This is a genomic window from Pelotalea chapellei, assembly GCF_018531195.1.
Lineage (GTDB): Bacteria > Desulfobacterota > Desulfuromonadia > Geobacterales > Pseudopelobacteraceae > Pelotalea > Pelotalea chapellei.
Genome location: NZ_JAHDYS010000007.1, coordinates 1 through 20,578, shown reverse-complemented (window position 1 = coordinate 20,578; position 20,578 = coordinate 1). Strand labels below are relative to the sequence as shown.

The window sequence follows — 20,578 nt, the reverse complement described above, 5'->3', positions numbered from 1 at the left end:
GCGCCTCATGAGGGGCCTGCTCCCGACGTGTCAACGTCCATGCCGAGTGCTTTCCTGATTATCGACTGTGCGCGTGCCGGCTGATTTGCAGCTAATCCGACCCGGGTGAGAAAGATGAGGGTGGTCTTGTCGCCGCTAAGTCCGTTCAGGTGGCGTTCCCCGGCATCCAGTGCCTCCAGTGGCAGATTTCCCGCCTGAAGGATGCGCACTCCGCGCATGAACATTGCACGGCGTCGGTTCAGTGTGACCGCCTTGCCCATATCCTGAAAACAGAGAGCCGCCGCCGCACGGTATTCTCCACGTGCGATTGCGTCAGCCACCGGGTCGAGCGGCTTTGGCGGCTGTTTCTCCGCGACTGTCAGTGATTCAGCCTTGCGCAGGTATTCGCGCGATGTCTCCAGATCCCCCGCTTTACGGGCATCGGCAGCAAAAGCATTCAGGCGCCAGGCGGGTGGGGATGGACCGGCAAGCTCCCTCGCAGCAGTGGCAACTTGCGGCCGGAGGCGCTGCCATTCAGTGCCGTTTGGCCGGGCTTGGGCAAACATGCCGACCAGGGCCTGATAGCGCAGTTCCACAGCCCTTTGCTGCTGTTCGGCTGTCAACCGGGATGGCAGGAGTGAAAGTGTTTCGAGGGCTTGGTGCGGATTACCTGAGCTCTGATGGGAAGATGCGACTTTGAGGCGCAGGTCGGTGTCATTGGGGCGTACCCTTAGCAGTACCTCTCGATAACGACTGGTTGCGGGGTCGTCCCCCTGATCCAGGATGCTGAGCAGTCCTTGTTCCGGAAAGAGCAGGGCAAGCACTGCTAAAAAAGAACAGAAAATTCCCAGCACTGCCAGAGGAGACGAAAATCGTTCCCGCTGACCGTTTTCGGGTTTATTGACAGGAGACTGCCAGTGCATGGCTTCCTTCCGGCAGTTTGATTGATGTTGTGTCTGACGCACCGGGGAGTACCGGTGCAGATGGTGTGATCAGGCGGCACCCTTGCCCGTTACCAATTTTGACTTCAAAAGGGACATATCCGCGCGTGATCATCTGCAATCCGGCTGGTGTGCGCTCAAAGGCATCGAGATAAGCTCCGGAAGTTTCTATATATGGGGCGGCCGGCACTGATGAAGTCAGACGCACGCGGGCTTCTCCGCCCGGGCCCAGATGGAGGTAACGGTTGTCGTTATTATCCGTGAAGCCGGCAATATTGCTGCCTGCAGTCAGATCGGGATAGCCGGATTCACGCGGAATGCGCAATTCCCTCAACTTGCCGTTGTTACGCACCAGCCAGGAGTCATCGTCTCTGGCGATGACAGTACGATTGAAATCAAGCACCTTCTCGATGTATTCGGAGGTGTAGATGCTGAAGAGGGGCTGTGCCATCGCCCAATCGTAGGCACGGCGCAGCGCGTTCAACGAGGCTTCTTTGGTGGCCGAATAAAAGTGATAATAGATGTTGACCGGCTTGAGTCTGCGAGGGGAATCGGTTAATTGGAAGGTCTCGATGATGCGGCTGTAACCGTAAAAATTCCCGGACCAGAGATTGGTATAGACATTTTCGTTCTGGTTGGGTGCGAAAACCTGGAACCAGGGTCCGCGGGAGATGCCGAGCGGAGCCACCTCTGTCACGGTGAGGTTTGATGTGGAGATCAGCGTGCTGCCCCCATTGATATTGAGGGCATCTGCCTGATAGGCGAGACGCAAGGCATCTTCTCCCGGCAGACAGTTTCCGGTCCATTGGAAAATGCGTGTTCTTTTGCCGGGGGGCATCAGGCGCTCGTTGATATAGTTGAGTGAACCGCTAATCTCTGCATCAAGATTAAAGGTGTAATTGGGAACCTTGACCGTATGCCAGCTCTCCGCCTCGATGCCTGTATCGCTCTGGTCCGGTTTCCAGCGGAAGGGGTGAGAAAAGGAGTGGCTGGCTCCCTCCACCCATGGAAGAGCGAGGATGCCCCGGGCGATTCCTTCAAGCTGGGCAGATTTTTTCGGATACAGTCCATCCGGGGCCAGGGAACTTGTAATAAGCGATATGGTCACCGGAATTTTGTAGCGATCCAAGATGGAGTTTTTCAGTTCCTCGGCCGCCAGTCTGCCTCCCCGCCATTCTGCGCGACTCTCGAAACCATCTCCATCCACGTGGGACAGCAGCAGGCGCAGCCCATTTTCCGTGGTTGTATCAGGAATCGGCATGTCGGGTAACCGTAGCGCCTGTTTGAAAAACCGGAAAGGATCCACTACCCAGGCAGCCTGGCTTTCCAGTAGTTGAGTCAGCACATACTTGCCGTACACGTAGCCCCCCCAGGGGGTGATCGCTGCAGCATCGCTGGTAATACCGTTGGCTGAGGCAAGTTGCAGCAGCGGGGTGCCCGACTTTAACTTCATTGGCAAAAAGGTCTCGATGTTCGGCAAGGGTTGCTGTTCAAAGCCGAAAATTGCATCTTTGGATACAACCCGGGCCGGTGGGGCAAGTCGATTGAAAGGAGTCAGTTCCAATCCCAACCCGGCGGCGAATTCGCTGTCAAGAGGGAAGCCGAATCGTTCAAGAAAAACGATCGGTACCTCTTCGGTAATACAGCGCAGCGTCCATTTTTTAAGGTCCTGCTTTTCGCCCGACTGGCCCGAGTTTGCCCAGACAACCACACCGGCGTAACGTCCAGCTAGAATCTCCGCGGGAAGCGGGGTGCTCAGGTCATGCAGTTTGACTGAATATCCGAGGTAGTTGAGCGGCATGACCGCATAGCGCTGCAGGTTGGTAAAAAAGGCGTCACCATCTCCCTCTGCCCCGTCATACAGGCCGAGTATGACGCGCGGCATGACCTCCAGCCTGCCGACACCCAGGCCGGAAAGCGCCTTGTCACTTACCCATGGCGTGATACCCAGGGCCTTGATCTTTGCTGCTGTCTGCCGCGTCAGGCTGCGGTTGCCTGGCGGGACATAGTCAATGGCAATAACCGGAACCCCGGACTTCTGCACTTCGCTCAATCTGGACAGCAGCCACTGTCTGTCTTCTTCCGTAACCGAGCCGTATTGCCCCGTAGCAGGATTGAAATTATGGAAAAGCGATTCGGCAGCCACTGCAAAAACATCACCCTTGATACGCTCGAAGATCTCGAAGCCCCGGTTGAGGATCAAACGTGCTTCCGGATGTCGTTTTCTGATGGCTCGGATGGTTTCGACGAGACCCGCTTGCATGGCTGGCAGGGCCTCTTTGGAAGCAGCCAGATGGTAGGAATCGAGAGTGTCGAGAAAAAAACCGCGGTAGCCCGCTTGCCAGAGCGGCTCAACGACCTTGTCCAGAAAGAACTGCCGCCATTCGGGATTGGAAACATCAACTACCCGTGATTTCCAGGCTTTGTTGTCGCCGATCAGCCAGGCCGGGTCCATTTTATTGGTGGATATTCTTTGCGGATCCGCTTCCCCTACGCTTACATAAGCAAAAAGCCGGCTGGGGCCATCGCCATAGCTGGCTGGATTCAGGCTGTGATCAGGATCAACCACAACGATATCAAAGGCCTTGAGTTCATTGACAGGGGGATTGTCGGCATAATAGAAAGCGACACTCAGCGGCGCGGGAGTTCCCCATGCTGCTGCCGCCGCAAGTATTACAATTATCATCACTACCAATTGCAGTCGAAGATGAGCCAAAAAGTGGTTCCTTCCTGATAGAACGACAAACATTAAAAACATCACAACCTATCAAATCGATCAAGATCTTGCAAGGTATCAGCTCCCGTAGCGGATTCAGGATCTGATACACCAATAAACAACAGCCACTTTTTTAGCACTGTGAATCATGCTACACTTATTAATCTTGGGAGGCAGGTAAACATACCTCCTCCCAATCCGTAACAGAACTCACATACATTTGCATTGACCCGGGGACGCATAAATAATGTCTTCTTTTAATCTTGCTACAGACTATACACCTCGCGGCGATCAGCCCGGGGCCATTGATGAATTGACCGAGGGAATCGAACGGGGCGACAAGCATCAGGTCCTGCTGGGGGTCACCGGCTCTGGCAAGACCTTTACCGTAGCCAATGTAATTGCCCGTACCGGCCGGCCGGCGCTGGTTCTTGCGCCCAACAAGACACTGGCCGCCCAGCTTTACGGTGAGTTAAAGGATCTTTTTCCCGAGAATGCGGTGGAGTTCTTCGTTTCATATTACGATTATTATCAGCCGGAAGCTTACATTCCCACCAGCGACACCTTCATCGAAAAAGATTCCGCTATCAATGATGAAATAGACAAGATGCGTCACTCGGCCACCCGCAGTCTGCTGACCCGCCCGGATGTGATCATCGTTGCTTCTGTCTCCTGCATTTACGGCATTGGTTCCCCCGAGGCCTATGCCAGTCTGCATATATTTTTCCGACAGGGGGAGGAGTATGGCCGGGACACGCTGCTCAGGAAGCTGGTGGAGATTCAGTACGAGCGCAACGATACCGATTTCCACCGCGGAACATTCCGGGTGCGCGGTGATGTGATCGAAGTGTTTCCTGCCTATGATGATGAAAAGGCACTGCGGATAGAGTTTTTCGGCGATGAGGTTGAAGCGATCAGCGAGATCGATCCTTTGCGGGGCGTTGTATTGACCCGATTGACTAAATGCGCCATCTATCCCGCTTCGCACTACGTGGCCAGCCGTGAAACTCTCGAGAGGGCAGTGGCACAGATTCGTCTCGATCTGGAGGAGCGCATCCGCTGGTTCCGATCGCAGAACATGCTGCTGGAGGCCCAGCGCATCGAGCAGCGCACCTTCTTTGACATCGAGATGATGGAGGAAATGGGGTTCTGCCAGGGGATCGAGAACTATTCACGTTATTTCGACGGGCGCAACGAGAATGAACCTCCCTACACACTGATTGATTATTTTCCAAAGGATTTTGTGCTTTTTGTAGATGAATCCCACATCAGTGTATCCCAGGTGGGGGGCATGTACCGCGGTGACCGCAGCCGCAAAGAAACTCTGGTCAATTACGGGTTCCGCCTGCCTGCTGCCCTGGATAACCGCCCGCTCAACTTTTCAGAGTTCGAATCACGCATCAATCAGGTGGTCTATGTTTCGGCTACACCGGCTGATTACGAGATGGAGAAAAGCGGCGGCGTGTTCGTAGAGCAGGTCATTCGCCCTACAGGGCTTGTGGACCCGGTGATAGAGGTGCGTCCTGCGACTGCTGACGGCAACGCAGCCGGCCAGGTCGATGATCTGCTCCACGAGGTGCGCGAGACCGTGGCCCGCGGCGAGCGGGTGCTGGTAACCACTCTGACCAAGCGCATGGCCGAGGAGTTGACCAACTATTATCGTGAGTTGGGGGTGCGCGTTCGCTATCTGCATTCCGACATTGACACCATTGAACGGATGCAGATCCTGCGTGACCTGCGTCTGGGGGAGTATGACGTACTGGTGGGGATCAACCTCTTGCGGGAGGGGCTCGATCTGCCCGAGGTGTCGCTTGTGGCAATCCTCGATGCGGACAAGGAAGGCTTCCTGCGCTCCACACGTTCATTGATCCAGACCTGTGGCCGGGCGGCCCGCAATGTCAATGGCCGGGTGCTGATGTACGCTGATCAGGTGACGCGTTCCATGCAGGCCTGTCTTGACGAGACCCTGCGCCGCCGGACCAAGCAGCTGGCCTACAATGAGGAGAACAACATAACTCCCGAGACGGTCAAAAAGGGGATGCGCACCATTCTCGGATCGATCGAGGAGAAAGATTATGTGACTCCACCGGGAGCGGTGGCCGAAGCGGGTGTCGGGTACGATGTTGCCCTCAAGGATATTCCCAAGACGGTTAAGAAGCTGCGCAAGGAAATGCTGGCTGCTGCCAAGGAGCTGGATTTCGAACGCGCGGCAGAGTTGAGGGACAGGGTCAAAAAACTCGAAGAAATGGAGCTGACACTGAGATAAATGATACGCCCCGAGTACTTTTCAGAAGAGTATGGCACTGCTGCCACAATCTCTCCCCTCTTGATCCGCAAATTTCAGGAAACGATCCATAGTCACTTTCGCGACAACCCACGTCCAATGCCGTGGCGCGAGACCAGCGATCCCTATCGTATTCTGGTTTCCGAGATAATGCTGCAGCAGACCCAGGTGGAGCGGGTGAAAAGCAAATATGCAGAGTTCCTGGCTGCATTTCCCACAGTATCCGCCCTGGCCAAAGCTTCACTGCCGGCGGTGCTGGGAGTCTGGCAGGGATTGGGCTATAACCGGCGCGCCATTGCCTTGAAAAATTGTGCCCAGGAGATCATGACCAGTTTCGAAGGGTCATTCCCCGGAACAGTGGCTGAGTTGGAGTCCCTTCCCGGCATCGGTCCCTATACGGCACGGGCGGTGGCGCTCTTTGCCTTTGGGGTGGTCGAACCTTTTATAGAGACCAATATTCGCACCGTTTTTCTTCATTTCTTTTTTCACGGCAGAGAACATGTCCATGACCGCGAAATTATGCCGCTGGTGGAAGCCACCATTGATCATGGAAATCCGAGGGAGTGGTATTACGCCCTGATGGATTACGGTGTGATGCTGAAGCGCTGTCATGTGAATCCTGGACGGCGCAGCGCACACTACGCACAGCAATCTCCTTTCAAGGGATCGAACCGCCAGTTGCGCAGCCGTATGTTGAGCATGATCATGGCACATTCAGGCGTGGCGGCAGGTGCATTGGCTGCTGCTTTGGAAGCGGACACTCTGGCTGTTGAAAGGAATCTGCAGGCTATGGAGCGGGAAGGTTTTGTTGTCAGGGAAGGTGACGAGGTGTACGTCAGGCAGCATTGATAGGTTGTTGAAAAACAGCCATCTCGCCGCTGTCCTCGTCAGCCCGCTTGTGCGTCGTAGCGCTGCAGACCCTCACCCAATCCCTCTCCCAGAGGGAGAGGGCAAGGCATGCTCTCCCCCTCTGGGGGAGAGATAGAGAGAGGGCTGGCCTCCGCGGGGCTTGCTCCGGGTGCGACGATCTGACTATTTTTGAACAACCTTGGTCTTTAACAGTCTGTTGGAAGTGCAGGATTGCAAATAAAAAAGGCGGGGAAGCTGATATAGCTTGCCCCGCCTGATTCCACTTTCAGGTAAAAAATTATTTTTTGTGGCACTCTTTGCAGCTGGTAGGCCCTTTTTTCATCTCGGCATGGCAGCCTTTGCAGGTCTTGTGTGCCCAATCCTTGTTCAGCTCTGCAATTTTGCCCGGACCGTTCTGGTGGCAGGCCTTGCAGTCTTTCAGAGCTTCCTGGTGCTGCTTGTGAGGGAAAGCGACCTTTCCCATGGAGGCGGGCAGATCAATGATGTCGGCAGCACAAGCGGTTCCTGCGAATGCGACTAGTCCAAGCATGGTGATGATGATTTTTTTCATGTGAATCTCCTTCTTTTTGTTTTCCATCCTGTTAGCAGGAGGATGTCTTTTAAATCTGGATTTTATTCTTCAACTACCGTGCCAGATCCTCAAATCTTCGTATCAGCTGGAATTACCTGTACAAAGATTAAAATCGGAATCCGGCCAGGGAAGATCGGTTGCCGCAATTAAGGTATTCGTCATATCTTTTCAGTCGTATATCTGCTCCAGAAACCATTTTCCGTCATTGTAAAACTTGCCTTACAGCGGTCAGTATGTGTAAAGTTAAGACGTTGTCCATAATACAAAAGAGAGGAATGAGAGGATGAAACAGCTTAAAAACAGAGGTGGTTTTACCTTGATCGAGATCATGGTGGTGATCGTTATCCTGGCTCTGCTGGCCGCTTTGGTAGGCCCTAAATTAATGGGTCGAACCGACGATGCCAAAATGACTGATGCCAGGGTGCAGATCAAGAACATTGAGACTGCACTCAAGCTATACAAACTGGATACCGGTAATTTCCCCAGCACCGAGCAGGGACTGAGCGCTCTGGTCGCCAAGCCTGCTGTCGGTATCATCCCCAACAGTTATAAGGAGGGTGGTTACCTTGAGAGCCACAAAGTACCTAAGGATCCCTGGGGCAATGACTATATCTACGTTTCGCCCGGCGAGCATGGAGACTATGATCTTTCTTCCTACGGGGGGGATGGGGTCAAAGGTGGGGAGGGCAAAAATGCCGATATCTCCAGTTGGGACGTAAAATAGCCTGACGCATATTCCTCGCTACACATTTTCAGGGGGTTGGCACATGTCCAACTCCCTGAACTGCTTTTTATTCCCTCAGTTTTTCCGCCGTCAACAGTGCATCTTTCCCGGTTGTTATTTTCGAATATAGTTGTATTTTTTAATTCGAGCGCATATATTCTTTTGTCTAACTTATTATTTTTATTATGAATAAAAGTTTTTAGCACGTCTAAAGGCTTTATCTTATCATCCCAGGAGGGCTTGAAAAACCATGGCTCAAAAATTTGTGTATTTCTTTGGTAATGGCCAGGCAGATGGAAGGTCTGATATGAAAAATCTGCTGGGCGGCAAGGGCGCCAATCTGGCCGAAATGACCAGCATCGGCTTGCCGGTCCCCCCGGGCTTCACCATTAGTACAGAAGTTTGTACCGAGTTTTACAAGAATGATCGCAAGTATCCTTCATCCTTGGCTGCTGAAGTTTCAGCCAACCTGAAACGGGTTGAAGAGCTGATGGGCAAGAAATTCGGCGATCCGGTCAATCCCTTGCTCGTTTCCGTTCGTTCAGGAGCCAGGGCTTCAATGCCCGGCATGATGGATACTGTGCTCAACCTCGGCCTCAACGATGTCACCGTGCAGGGTATCATCGCCCAGAGCGGTGACGAGCGTTTTGCCTACGACGCCTATCGTCGCTTTGTCCAGATGTATTCTGATGTTGTAATGGGCATGGAGAAAGAGATTCTCGATCATCTTCTTGAAAAGAAAAAAGAGCAGCGTGGCGTCCATCTGGATACGGAGCTGACTGCTGAGGATTGGAAAGAGCTGGTGGCCGTTTTCAAATCCGCAGTCAAGGAAGAGCTGGGCAAGGAATTTCCCGAAGATCCGGAAGAGCAGCTGTGGGGAGCCATTGGAGCTGTTTTCGGTTCATGGATGAACCAGCGGGCAATTACCTATCGCAGGCTGAACAACATCCCTGCCGAGTGGGGCACAGCAGTTAATGTGCAGTCCATGGTATTCGGCAACATGGGAAATGATTGCGCCACCGGCGTTGCCTTTACCCGCGATCCCTCGACTGGTGAAAACTACTTCTACGGAGAATTCCTGGTCAATGCCCAGGGAGAGGATGTGGTGGCCGGCATTCGTACTCCGCAGCCGATCAATCGCGTCAAGGACAAGGATGGCAAGCTTCCCTCCATGGAGGAGGTCCTCCCGGAATGCTACCGTCAGCTTGCCCAGATCCGCACTATTCTTGAAACCCATTACAAAGACATGCAGGATATTGAATTCACCATTGAAAAGGGCATTCTCTACATGCTGCAGACCCGCAACGGAAAGCGTACCGCGCCTGCGGCGATAAAGATTGCCGTGGACATGGTCAACGAGGGGCTGATCGATAAAAAGGCCGCTGTTCTGCGTGTGGCGCCGGCTCAGCTTGACCAGCTTCTGCATCCTTCGCTCGATCCAAAAGCAGAAAAGAAGGTTATTGCCAAAGGTTTGCCGGCATCCCCGGGAGCTGTGTCAGGAGAAGTGGTCTTCACCGCCGACGAGGCGGAAACTGCTGCCAAGCAGGGGCACAAGGTAATTCTGGTTCGCATTGAAACCTCGCCTGAAGATATTCACGGCATGCATGCAGCCCAGGGAATCCTGACTGCCCGGGGCGGAATGACTTCCCATGCGGCGGTTGTTGCGCGCGGCATGGGCAAGTGCTGTGTGGCCGGTTGTGGCGATATCAAGGTTGACTATAATGGCGAGACTTTCAGCGCCAGAAACGGCGTGACGGTTAAAAAAGGGGATATCATAACCTTGGACGGCTCCAGCGGAGAAGTGATGCTGGGTGCAGTGCCAACTGTTCCCGTTCAGCTGACCGGCGATTTTGGGACACTGATGGAGTGGGTGGATACCTTCCGTACAATGAAAGTGCGCGCTAACTCCGATACGCCACACGACTCAAGGGTTGCACGTGATTTCGGTGCCGAGGGAATCGGCCTCTGCCGAACCGAGCATATGTTCTTTGATGCCGAGCGTATTGCAGCTGTTCGCGAAATGATTCTTTCAGAGGAACTGGAAGGGCGCGAGCGGGCACTTGCCAAGATTCTGCCCATGCAGAAAGGAGATTTCATCGGCATTTTCCGCGAGATGAAGGGGCTGCCAGTCACTATCCGTCTGTTGGATCCGCCGCTGCATGAGTTCCTCCCCCAGGCTGAAAAGGATATTGAAGATCTGGCCAGAACGATGAAAGTCACGGTTAATGCCATCAAGCACAAGGTCGAATTCCTGCACGAGTTCAACCCCATGCTCGGGCACCGTGGCTGCCGCCTCGGCATTACATTTCCTGAGATTTACGACATGCAGGTGCGTGCCATCATGGAGGCCGCTTGTGAGCTGGTCAAGAATGAGGGCTTCAATATCGTTCCCGAGATAATGATTCCCTTGATAGCTACAGCCAAAGAACTGCAAGTGCTCAAAGAGAATGCAGTGGCGATCTGCGAAGAGGTGATAGCTTCCTACGGCGTCAAGGTCGAATACCTGATCGGCACCATGATCGAGCTTCCCCGCGCCGCTCTGACCGCCGATGAGGTTGCCGTAGAGGCTCAATTTTTCTCATTCGGTACCAATGACCTGACCCAGACCACCTTCGGTCTTTCCCGTGACGACGCAGGCAAGTTTCTGCCTTTTTACGTTGATCACGGCATTCTGCCTGAAGACCCCTTTGTGTCGCTTGATCAGAGCGGGGTTGGAAAGCTGGTCAAGATAGCCTGTGAACTGGGACGTTCGACCCGCGCGGGAATAAAGCTCGGCATCTGCGGCGAGCATGGCGGTGATCCCGCATCTGTTATTTTCTGCCATAACATCGGACTGGATTACGTATCATGTTCACCCTTCCGGGTGCCTATTGCCAGGTTGGCTGCTGCGCATGCGGCATTGGCTGCCTAAGAATACATTCAGGTTAAGTACAAAAAAAGAGGTGGATTCGTTGGAATCCACCTCTTTTTTTATCAACTTTATTTGTTTCTGGTCAGGAAGTTACTTTGAAACGACGCACTTTTGAATCCAGATCTCCTGCAGTCCTTGCCAGGTCGCCGGCGGCCATTTCCGTTTGATGGGCACCTTTGGCTGCCGTATCGATGATTTGGGATATTTGGTGAATGCTGTCGGTAATGTTGGCAGCGGTGGCGGACTGTTCTTCAGCGGCGGTTGCTACCTGGGAAACATGATCCATCAGCGGACCGATATGTTCCCTGATAGTCCCCATGGCCTGACTTGAGAGCTGTACGTCGCGGGTACCGTTTCGGACACTGCCCGCGCTCTGTTCCATGGAAGTCACCACATTGGTCACATCCTTCTGCAGAGCCCCGATGATATTCTGGATTTCACGCGTTGCCCTGGTGGTCCGTTCCGCCAGACTTCGCACCTCATCTGCAACGACCGCAAAACCGCGTCCCTGTTCCCCTGCCCGGGCAGCCTCGATTGCTGCATTGAGCGCCAGAAGATTGGTTTGGTCAGCAATATCGCTAATGGCGATCACGATGTCCCCGATGCGTTCGGAATTCGTACCCAAGGCCTTGACCGCCTCGGTTGTTCCAATCACCATGCGCTCAATTTCCCCCATCATAGAAGTCATGCTGCAGATGATTGTCTCGCCGCTACGTGTTGCATCCTCTGTTTCAGAAGCCTTTTCAGCCATTTCCTGGCAACTGCGTGAGATCGAGGTACTGACAGAGGCCAGTTCTTCGACTGCAGTGGATATGGACGTCGACTGCTGTGATGCATTTGCAGTACCGATGGCGATTTGTGAAGAGGAGCTGCGCAGCGTGGTGGAGGCATCGGCGACCTGCCCTGATGTTGTCTGCATTTCGGAAATCATTCCCTTCATGGACTGCTGCAGATCGATAATCGCCAGGAACATGGTACTCATCTCTGTCTTGCGGCGGATAACGACCTGGCGGGAAAGGTCACCGCGTGCCATTTCCTGAAGGTAACCGATGGCCCTTTGGATGGGGCCGGTCACTGAAACAATGTTCACAATACCGAAAATAGCTCCCAACACTGTGAATATGATGAATGTGGCATAGAGAGCCAGATCGCCGAAATGAGCGGCTACTGCGACTCCTGCCATGCAGAACGTGTAGCAGACGCAGAGGATTGAAAAACGGACCTTGATGGATTGGTTGCGGTACAGATTCCACAAAAACATAAATTCACCTCGAAATAAATTCCCGAGTAATTTACTCTTTAATGAGACCGAAATCAAGGTGTTGTAACGCAGTTTTAGATGATATTTGTTTCACGGAACACCATGGCGGTGAAGGTGTAAATTTCACACTCTTTTTTCCAGGTATTCTCCGGGAGCCCGGCTTTGATGCAGGTATGGTTGAGGAACGTTTCCCGGTCCCAACCGTATTCGGCAGCAACCTGTGGAAGCAGTACACCACGATAGGTATTTTTAATAATGTACAGCCCGTGAGTGCCGACCTGGATTTCGTTGACTGATGAGATCTTTTTCAGTGTTGACAGTACCGATATCTCCAGTTCAAAATTTTCCAGATCTTTGGGCTTGAGCGGATAAAAGCGGGGGTCCTGGGTGGCTGCAGCAATGGCCATTTCCTGAACCAGGCTGTAGAGCGGCTTGTCAGAAACGAAATTTCCGATGCATCCCCGCAGATGACCCTCCTGGTTTATGGTGACAAAGCACCCGCGCGCCGCTGACATCCCGGGAGAGGTGACTGTGAAAACCGGGAGCTTTTCAGCTTTGACACAAGCCATCACGGTTTCACGGGCGATTTTGAGCAATTCTTTTTGTTCTGCGGTTGTTAGCAGCTCGGACATGTGTACTCCTCCTGTCGGTAATCCGGTCGCCTTCTTCCGGCTTCATTTTTTTAGAACAAAACCATTTTATTTATAATTTTTTCGTCGGAAGAGCCCTGTCTTGACACTGATGATCCTATCGAGAAAAAGGATTCCATCCAGATGATCCATCTCGTGCTGGATGGCAACAGCTTCAAAGCCGGTGGCCGTGAACTCCCGCACGGTCTGGTCCAGTTCACTGAATCGAACTCTGATTTCCGTGGCACGGTCCACGTCGCCGGTGTAATCAGGAACACTCATGCACCCTTCACGCATGGTGGCGACTCCTCTGCTCTCCAGAATCTCCGGGTTGATCATGGTAAGCAGGCCATGGTTGTTGTCTTTGCCATGTCGGCTGGCCGATACATCAACCACGCAAACGCGCAGGGTGACGCCTATCTGAGGGGCTGCCACGCCCACCGAACCGGGGCCGGCCCGCATGGTGTCCAACAGGTCTTCAACGAGGGTATGAAGTTGCTCGTCTACAAAATCTACCTCATTGCAGATTTTTTTCAGCAGCGGGTGAGGGTAGCGCAAAATAGTTTGGACTGGCATATTATCAAAGAGAGACTGGCGTCACGATACGCACGCCAATCTCCACGTTCAGCTCCTTTTTAAGGTTTTCAAGCAAATTTTCAACATCTTCCGGGGTCATTCCTTGTCCCACCGCAGCTTCCAGCATCATCACATATACCGGTTCTGTCTCAGTCCCGATTAGTTTGGTTGAAAGATCGGTTATATTGATGCCTCGCTGGGCCAGTTCCCGCGTTACATGGAATACGATACCGGGCTGATCGGCACCGTAGACCGATACCAGGCAGATCTCTCCAACCGACTCCTGACGGGTGACTTCATCGGCGTGCAGGGTTCGCACTGCCAGTGACATTCCCATCTGCTCGCAGGCAGGATGCAGTTCCTCGAACAAGCGACTCTTGCTGAACGGCTTCATGTGGGATACGATCAGGATCATTGCGAACTCGCCGGCCAGCATGGTGCAACTGGAATCGGCAATATTGCAGCCAAGGCGGAACAGCACCTCCGCGATGCCGGCTACGATGCCCGGTTGATCCTTGCCGACAACGGAAACGGCATAATGAGCTTTTTCTGGATGATGTTTCATGGAAAGCCTCTGTAGAATTTGATGCAATCTGGTTATCACCATTCGTTTTCATCTGCAAATGTTTTTGTTAAATATGGAAGCTCCAATAATACGCCCTGAAAGGAAAATGTCCATGGCCAGATTCACTGCCCGCTCAGTTTGCCCGTACGATTGCCCGGATACCTGCGGAATGCTGGTTGAGGTTGAAAATGATCGCTGTGTTGCGGTCGCCGGGGATCCGGCTCATCCCATGACCCGCGGTCTGCTCTGTCCCAAGATGAACCATTATGAAAAGACGGTTCACTCCGATCGGCGTTTGACCACCCCGCTGCTGCGAGTGGGCGCAAAAGGCGCGGGCATATTCCGGCCGATCTCCTGGGAAGAGGCCATCTCCACGATCTGCTCGCGCTGGAAAGAACTCACTGCAGCCTACGGTGGCGAATGCATATTGCCTTACTCTTACGCCGGGACAATGGGGCTGGTGCAGAGGAACAGCGGCCATCCCTTTTTTCACAAGCTGGGAGCCTCACGGCTGGAGCGCACCATCTGCTCACCTGCCAAAGATGCCGGCTGGAAGATGATCATGGGGGAAACTCCTGCCATTGATCCGGGGGAAATAGCTCACAGTGACCTCGTGATCCTGTGGGGTATTAATGCCGCCGCTACCAGCATTCATGCCATGCGCGATGCCAAGGATGCCCGCAGGCGCGGCGCGCGGATCGTGGTCATCGATACTTATCAGACCCCCACGGCCAAGGCGGCTGACGAGGTATTCCTGGTCAAGCCCGGCGGTGATGGCGCGCTTGCCCTGGGCATGATGCACGTCATGGTGCGCGAGAGCCTGATCGACGAAGGTTTTATCGCCGCCAATGTTCAAGGTTTCGAGCAGCTCTGCCGGGACATACTTCCTGATTGCACTCCCGAAAAGATGGCCGTTGCCTGCGGAGTATCTCCGGAAAACATCGAGCGTCTGGCACGGGAATACGCCCATGCAAAGGCACCCTTCATCCGTCTTGGAAGCGGGCTTACCCGCTACGCCAACGGCGCCATGACCGTACGCACCATTTCCTGTCTGCCGGCCCTGGTGGGTGCCTGGCAGCGACGGGGTGGAGGTATCTTCTGCGGGACCTCTACCGGAGGCGCTTTTCCGCTCTCCCGTGTGGTCAGGGAAGACTTTCTGGAACATCCCACCCGCTTGGTCAGCATGAACCAGCTTGGCAGCGCCCTCACCACCCTTGATGAGCCACCGGTCATGTCCCTGTATGTCTATCACTCCAATCCCGCGGCCATAGCCCCGGATCAGAATGCAGTCATTCAGGGGCTGGAGAGAGAGGACCTGTTCACGGTAGTGCATGAGCGCTTCATGACAGACACCGCCCGCTACGCCGACATCGTTCTGCCTGCCACCTCGTCACTGGAACATCCGGACCTGTACCGCAGCTACGGCGGTTATCATGCCCAGCGCTGCTCTGCCGCCATTCCGCCAGTGGGGGCTTCCAAGAGCAATTGGGAGGTGTTCTCCATACTCGCGGAGGGCATGGGGTGGGATCAGCCTTTCTTCCGTCAATCTGCCGATGATCTGATCGACCAGCTGCTTGATTACGATACCTCCTGGCGTGACGCTGCCCTGACCAGGCGGCTGTCTGATGGAGAGCCAGTGCTGCTCAATCCGCCGCTCGACCCGCAACGTCCCTGGCAGACCCGCTCCGGACGTATCGAGATTCTGAATGAGCAGGAGGCGGAATCGCTGCCGCGGTTATTGGCGACCCATGCCGAACAGGATGGATTGCCCCTGCGACTGCAGCCGGCAACGACCCCCTATGCACTCAACTCCAGTTTTTATGAGCAGGATGATCTGCGGCTACGACAGGAACCAATGGTGCTGATGATGAGCCGCTCAGACGCTGAGCAGCGCGGTCTGGCGGATGGAGAGCAGGTGATCGCCTGTAATGAACGTGGCCAGGTCACGTTCACCTTGAAGATCACTGATCGGGTTCCATCTGGCACAGTGGTCACTGAAGGGGTCTGGTGGAGGGAATTCATTCCCGGTGAACGCGGCGTGAATGCTCTGACATCACAACGGCTGACTGATGGAGGGCGGGGCAGCACCTTGTATGACGTGGCGGTGGATGTGCGGAAAAGTGATTGTCCCAATTGGAGAATTTAATGCGAAACAAATTTCAAGAGCAGATCCAGCGGCTCAAGGCGGCGGGGGCGACCTACGTCGACGCGCGCTGGTATCCCGTTGAAGAAACCAACCAACTGATGATGTGGAATGGGAACCTGAAGACCGTTTCCTCGTCGCGAGAAAGCGGGGTGGGGATTCGTGTGCTTTACAAGGGGGCGTGGGGCTTTTCGGCATCTTCGGATGTCGGCAATCTGACTTCGCTCTTTGACAAAGCCCTGGATAATGCCCGTGTGGCTGCGGAGCGGGTGACCTTCCCGGTTCGGCTGGCCGAGAAAGAATCCATTCAGGCCTCTTTCAAAAGCCCGAACCGGATTGATCCCTTTTCCGTGCCGCTAGGGGAAAAAGTCGAGTTCCTGAAAAAGTTGGATGAGCAATTGAACCAGCCGGGTGTTGCCCAGCGGGTGTGCGAGTTGATCTTCATGCGCAAGCAGATCGTATACTTCGATTCTGAAGGGAGCGAGATCGAGAAGAACATTATCGAAGTGTTTCCCAGCATTCAGGTGATGGGGGTGGATGCACAGGGCGAGTCCCATTCGCGGAAGTTCAGCCCGTCGCTCAGCGGTGCCACCCGGGGCTGGGAGACGCTTGATCCGCACCTGTTCAGCGAAAATGCCGAGCGAATCGTGCGGGAGATGAATGAAGTCCTGGTGGCGGAAACATGTCCCACTGACCAGCGTTCCGTGATTCTGCTTCCCGGCATCATGTACCTGCAAACCCACGAAACCATCGGGCATGCGCTCGAACTGGATCGTATTCTGGGTTACGAACTGGCCTACGCGGGCGGGTCCTTCGTCAAACTGGGCGATTTCGGTGAGCTGCGCTATGGTTCCCCTAAGCTGACCGCCCGCGCCAATGCCACCCTCCCCAACAGCCCCGGCAGTTTTGGATATGATGACGACGGCGTTGCCGCTCAGGATAATCTGCTGATCGACAAGGGCCTGCTTGTTGGTGCAATCACCGGTCGTCAGATGGTGGAAGAGGCCAATGTTCGCGCCGGCAAAGCGATTTTTAACGGCAGCAGCGGCGCCAACCGTGCCACGGCGTTTTATCGGGTGCCGATTGAGCGCATGACCAACATCAACATCGATCCCGGTAGCGATGGGTCATTGGATGATATCGTGAAAAATACCGAAAAAGGGATCATTCTGGATGGCGACAAGAGCTGGTCGATCGGGTCCAACCGCGAGCAGTTTCACTTTGCCACCGATATCGGCTGGCTGGTGGAAGATGGCAAAGTCACGCGAGTCGTCAAAAATCCAACCTACAAGGGGGAGACGGTCCCGTTCTATAATTCACTTTCAGCGGTGGGGGATGAGTCCACCTGGGAAGTGCGCAGCGTGGATAACTGCGGCAAGGGACAACCCAATCAGGTCATGCAACTTGGGCATGGCATTCCGGTCTGCCGTTTTGACAATGTGACCATAGGAGAGTAACCGTGAAGGAACTGATTCTGCAGACTTTGTGTGACCTGCGCGCTTATGCCCTTTCTAAAAACGTTGATGCAACCTTTTTCTATCACGAAGAAGAGAGCTATCTGATGCGTTTCGCCAACTCGGCTATCTCGCTCAACACCAATGAACACCTCATTCGCCTGGAGATTACTGCCTACGAAGACCGCAAGCGCGCCAGCTATGAAATGATCACTGATCTGAGCAAGCTGGATGAAATGAAACAAGGCGTGGATATCGCAGCGGAAATGGTCAAACATGCCCAGGCTTTGAATTACCAGCCCACCGTGCCTGCCTATGGGGAAACCCATATCGATGAGACCTCTTACGACGCTGCTTTGGCGGGGATTGGCAACGAAGAGCGCCTGGGGTATTTCAACCAGGCGGTGGCAGGGCTGGAAACGGATGAAATCAGACTCTCCGGCATTTTCTCCTGCGGCGTGAACACCATCGCTCAGATCACCACCCGTTCGGAGCATCTTCAGTATTTCAAGAGTACCGATGCACAGATCAGTGTTGTCCTTTCCCACAGCACCCTCAAGTGGGAAGTGATTGCAGAGCAGTCAGCCCAGAAAAAAACCGAGCTGAACCCGGCCCTGCTGCGGCGGGATCTGGCTTTCCTGCTGGAGCGTTATCTGCACGATACGCCGCAGCAACTTCCCGTGGGCTCCTATGACATAGTCTTCGGATCAGCCGCCATTGCCGAGCTGATCAGCATCATGAACTACATCGGTTTTGACGGTGGCTCGATGAAACGCGGATTTTCTTTCATTGCAGAAGATCAGGTGGGGCAGCAGGTGTTTTCAGACAAATTCAACCTGACCGATGATCCCACCCGCCTGGAAACATTTCCATTCCGGCGCGATATGACCGGCATGTCCCGTGAACCGTTCCCCATTTTTGAGCAGGGGATTTTCAATTCCTTCACCTGGTCCCAGGATGATGCCGATGAGTTTGGCGCAACACCCACGGGGCATACGGTCATGCACAACAGTCTTGTGCTGGAGGGTGGGGGCAGGGAGGTCGGCACGCTCGAAGAGCTGGTCAATCTGCCGCGCGAGAACGACCTGCTCTATATTCCCTTTCTGCATTACATGAACATCGTTAACCCTTCAAAGGGCCTGATCACCGCCAGCTCGCGCTTTGGAGCGCTGCTGCTCAAGAAAGATGGCTCTGTTGCCGTGCCCTATAACGTGCGTATCACCCAGAGCCTGTCGGATATTTTCGGGGACAGACTGGCCTGGCTTTCCCGGACTCAGACCGTCTATAACACGTCGATGAGTTATGGGGCTCGCAACCCCACCTCGATTGTTGTACCCGCTTTTCTGCAGGTGAATGCCCTGGAGATTTCACACTCCAATTCCAGCTATTAAGCCAGCGCATGATCGAGCTGATGAAAAAGGGGACCAACCGAGCTTTATTAATAAAACTCAGTTGGTCCCCTTGTCTGTTTTAGTCCTGCTATCGGCGGGCCTGTTATATCGGCTCTTTCATACCGAATAGGCGAAAGATGTGCTGGAGTTAGTTCGGGGATCGTTGAAAGAGAAGTTCCCTGTTTTGTTGGTACCCTGTAAGGATAAAGAGGCATCGAGGGAATGTAGCGGAAGGTTTGCTCATAAATCTCGATAATCAGCCCGTCTCCTTATTGTCCCGTGTCCCCTTATTGTCCCGCAATTTTTGGTTTCATACTTCTTCTCAGATAACGGTGCGGAAGATCACCGGCGGGTTTTTCGACCGGTGCCTCTTACGAATCGGAATCACCTTGCAGGCGTATAGCTACACACTGCTTCCATCATAGTCCATAATCGCTTACCAGGAATTTAGCTATTCCATCAAGACCAGGAAACATGGAAGCGTGGGTAATTCCATAGCGGCATAGCATTATCTCCATCTCAATTCGACACTTCTTGCTCACAATCCACTTCTCCATACCGTCACAACAGAAAGGCTCATCAACTATAGGATTTATGACAAAAACTCCTGATTGAGCTGTTATCCTTTGAGTTGTATGACGAGGTGTAAAAACTGCAGGTTTATCTAAATCAAATGGTGATTTCTCAAAACTGATTTCCTTCAGAGTATATTTATTACTGATAACATAGATGACAGTATCTGATTTTGATGGACTGTATGAAGTTGCAAAGTAGGCCGCAACAAGGGGGTTGCTTGTCCAATCCATCAATCTTGTGGGTAGACCATGATGTTGAGCAATTGCTAGCCACTCCCACTCGTTTACCGGACGTGAAGTAAGATGAGGCGCTGTTAGAATTTTGAATTGATTTAGCACTACGTTCTCTTTTGCTTGGTCAATGACGTATGAAAATGTTGGGTTCTTACTTCTAAATTCTCTGTTTTTTATAATGCTTCGGCCAAACCTAGGGATTAATTGAAAAGAGGAATCGCTTAGCCCCCTGAAAATGGGATGGGTTTTTCTAAACGAAGAGGCCAATTCGTGTAGGTCAGCTGGTGAGTTAATTAATTTTTCAATCATCATGTATCCTTTCAACGTGGCCGAGGCGCACCGGCGTAGGGTAGCGGAGGCCGCGTATCGCTAAGTGGTTATAGCTCATGCTACGCTAAAAATGCGGCATGCACCTTCTCCAAAGAGGTCAATTTTATTGTTGCTCTATTGCCATAGTTGTTCCGGTGAAGTTCCTGGGTCGTTCTGTCCAAGCTGTCCAAGTAGTCAGTGACTGATACATTTTTGAAACAATTGATGTCATCTGCCTTGATCCGGATGGCAGTTTGGTTGGCCCCTGATCCTCTCGATCCAAAGGCTGTCATCACCAACTTCGATGTCAAGCCCACTTTCATATTTAGCTTTGATCTTTGTCACTAATGATTCTATGTGTTTTCATCTGACCTTACCCCTACATTAAAACCAGGTTTAACTTAGGTTTTTCGGTCTTTTGTTCTTTTTCAATTATTTTTACAAA

15 protein-coding genes are annotated in these 20,578 nt (G+C 53.2%); 7 read left to right on the top strand and 8 right to left on the bottom strand.

Annotated features, from left to right (window positions below):
• Positions 1-5 precede the first annotated feature (5 nt).
• Both KJB30_RS08640 and KJB30_RS08635 read right to left on the bottom strand, forming a co-directional pair.
• On the bottom strand, positions 6-902 hold the full coding sequence (locus tag KJB30_RS08640) for a hypothetical protein (RefSeq protein WP_214298077.1): 897 nt from the start codon (positions 900-902) through the stop codon (positions 6-8).
• A complete protein-coding gene (locus KJB30_RS08635; protein WP_246545598.1) occupies positions 877-3,636 on the bottom strand; it encodes a bifunctional glycoside hydrolase/polysaccharide deacetylase family protein in 2,760 nt (919 codons plus the stop codon). Before KJB30_RS08635 ends, KJB30_RS08640 begins: the two co-directional genes overlap by 26 nt.
• A gap of 247 nt (positions 3,637-3,883) precedes the next feature.
• On the opposite strand from KJB30_RS08635, the gene uvrB reads away from it, so the two are divergent.
• Both uvrB and KJB30_RS08625 read left to right on the top strand, forming a co-directional pair.
• Positions 3,884-5,902 carry an excinuclease ABC subunit UvrB gene (gene uvrB, locus KJB30_RS08630; protein WP_214298073.1) on the top strand — a complete coding sequence of 673 codons (2,019 nt, stop codon included), beginning with the start codon at positions 3,884-3,886 and terminating at the stop codon, positions 5,900-5,902.
• Positions 5,903-6,769 (top strand): HhH-GPD family protein, encoded by an 867-nt coding sequence (locus tag KJB30_RS08625; RefSeq protein WP_214298071.1) that lies wholly within the window; start codon positions 5,903-5,905, stop codon positions 6,767-6,769.
• Positions 6,770-7,067: 298 nt separating this feature from the next.
• On the opposite strand, the gene KJB30_RS08620 is transcribed toward KJB30_RS08625, so the two are convergent.
• On the bottom strand, positions 7,068-7,340 hold the full coding sequence (locus tag KJB30_RS08620) for a cytochrome c7 (RefSeq protein ID WP_214298070.1): 273 nt from the start codon (positions 7,338-7,340) through the stop codon (positions 7,068-7,070).
• A gap of 304 nt (positions 7,341-7,644) precedes the next feature.
• Here KJB30_RS08620 and gspG point away from each other — a divergent pair, with 304 nt between their 5' ends.
• Complete coding sequence (gene gspG / locus KJB30_RS08615) at positions 7,645-8,085, top strand: type II secretion system major pseudopilin GspG (protein WP_214298068.1); 441 nt, start codon at positions 7,645-7,647, stop codon at positions 8,083-8,085.
• 250 nt (positions 8,086-8,335) lie between these two features.
• The gene (gene ppdK / locus KJB30_RS08610) at positions 8,336-10,996 is read left to right on the top strand and encodes a pyruvate, phosphate dikinase (protein WP_214298066.1); all 2,661 of its coding nucleotides are present in this window, start codon (positions 8,336-8,338) and stop codon (positions 10,994-10,996) included.
• Positions 10,997-11,078: 82 nt separating this feature from the next.
• On the opposite strand, the gene KJB30_RS08605 is transcribed toward ppdK, so the two are convergent.
• The 4 genes from KJB30_RS08605 to KJB30_RS08590 all read right to left on the bottom strand — a co-directional run bounded on the left by KJB30_RS08605 (position 11,079) and on the right by KJB30_RS08590 (position 14,027).
• Positions 11,079-12,257 (bottom strand): methyl-accepting chemotaxis protein, encoded by a 1,179-nt coding sequence (locus tag KJB30_RS08605; protein WP_214298064.1) that lies wholly within the window; start codon positions 12,255-12,257, stop codon positions 11,079-11,081.
• A 74-nt stretch (positions 12,258-12,331) separates the two neighbouring features.
• Positions 12,332-12,889, bottom strand: coding sequence for an AmmeMemoRadiSam system protein A (gene amrA / locus KJB30_RS08600; protein ID WP_214298062.1), 558 nt, complete (start codon positions 12,887-12,889; stop codon positions 12,332-12,334).
• Positions 12,890-12,955: 66 nt separating this feature from the next.
• Positions 12,956-13,462 carry a peptide deformylase gene (def, locus tag KJB30_RS08595; RefSeq protein WP_214298060.1) on the bottom strand — a complete coding sequence of 169 codons (507 nt, stop codon included), beginning with the start codon at positions 13,460-13,462 and terminating at the stop codon, positions 12,956-12,958.
• Positions 13,463-13,466: 4 nt separating this feature from the next.
• Positions 13,467-14,027, bottom strand: a complete 561-nt coding sequence (locus KJB30_RS08590; RefSeq protein ID WP_214298058.1) for a glycine cleavage system transcriptional repressor — start codon at positions 14,025-14,027, stop codon at positions 13,467-13,469.
• 112 nt (positions 14,028-14,139) lie between these two features.
• Between KJB30_RS08590 and KJB30_RS08585 the strand changes: the two genes are divergently transcribed.
• The 3 genes from KJB30_RS08585 to KJB30_RS08575 are packed head-to-tail and all read left to right on the top strand — an operon-like array spanning position 14,140 to position 19,015.
• Positions 14,140-16,173, top strand: coding sequence for a molybdopterin-dependent oxidoreductase (locus tag KJB30_RS08585; protein ID WP_214298056.1), 2,034 nt, complete (start codon positions 14,140-14,142; stop codon positions 16,171-16,173).
• Positions 16,173-17,627 (top strand): TldD/PmbA family protein, encoded by a 1,455-nt coding sequence (locus tag KJB30_RS08580; RefSeq protein ID WP_214298053.1) that lies wholly within the window; start codon positions 16,173-16,175, stop codon positions 17,625-17,627. Before KJB30_RS08585 ends, KJB30_RS08580 begins: the two co-directional genes overlap by 1 nt.
• 2 nt (positions 17,628-17,629) lie before the next feature.
• The gene (locus KJB30_RS08575) at positions 17,630-19,015 is read left to right on the top strand and encodes a metallopeptidase TldD-related protein (RefSeq protein WP_214298051.1); all 1,386 of its coding nucleotides are present in this window, start codon (positions 17,630-17,632) and stop codon (positions 19,013-19,015) included.
• A 419-nt stretch (positions 19,016-19,434) separates the two neighbouring features.
• Here KJB30_RS08575 and KJB30_RS08570 read toward each other — a convergent pair whose 3' ends face one another.
• Positions 19,435-20,136: an FRG domain-containing protein gene (locus KJB30_RS08570; protein ID WP_214298049.1), complete on the bottom strand. Its 702-nt coding sequence runs from the start codon at positions 20,134-20,136 to the stop codon at positions 19,435-19,437.
• Between the last annotated feature and the right edge of the window lie 442 nt (positions 20,137-20,578).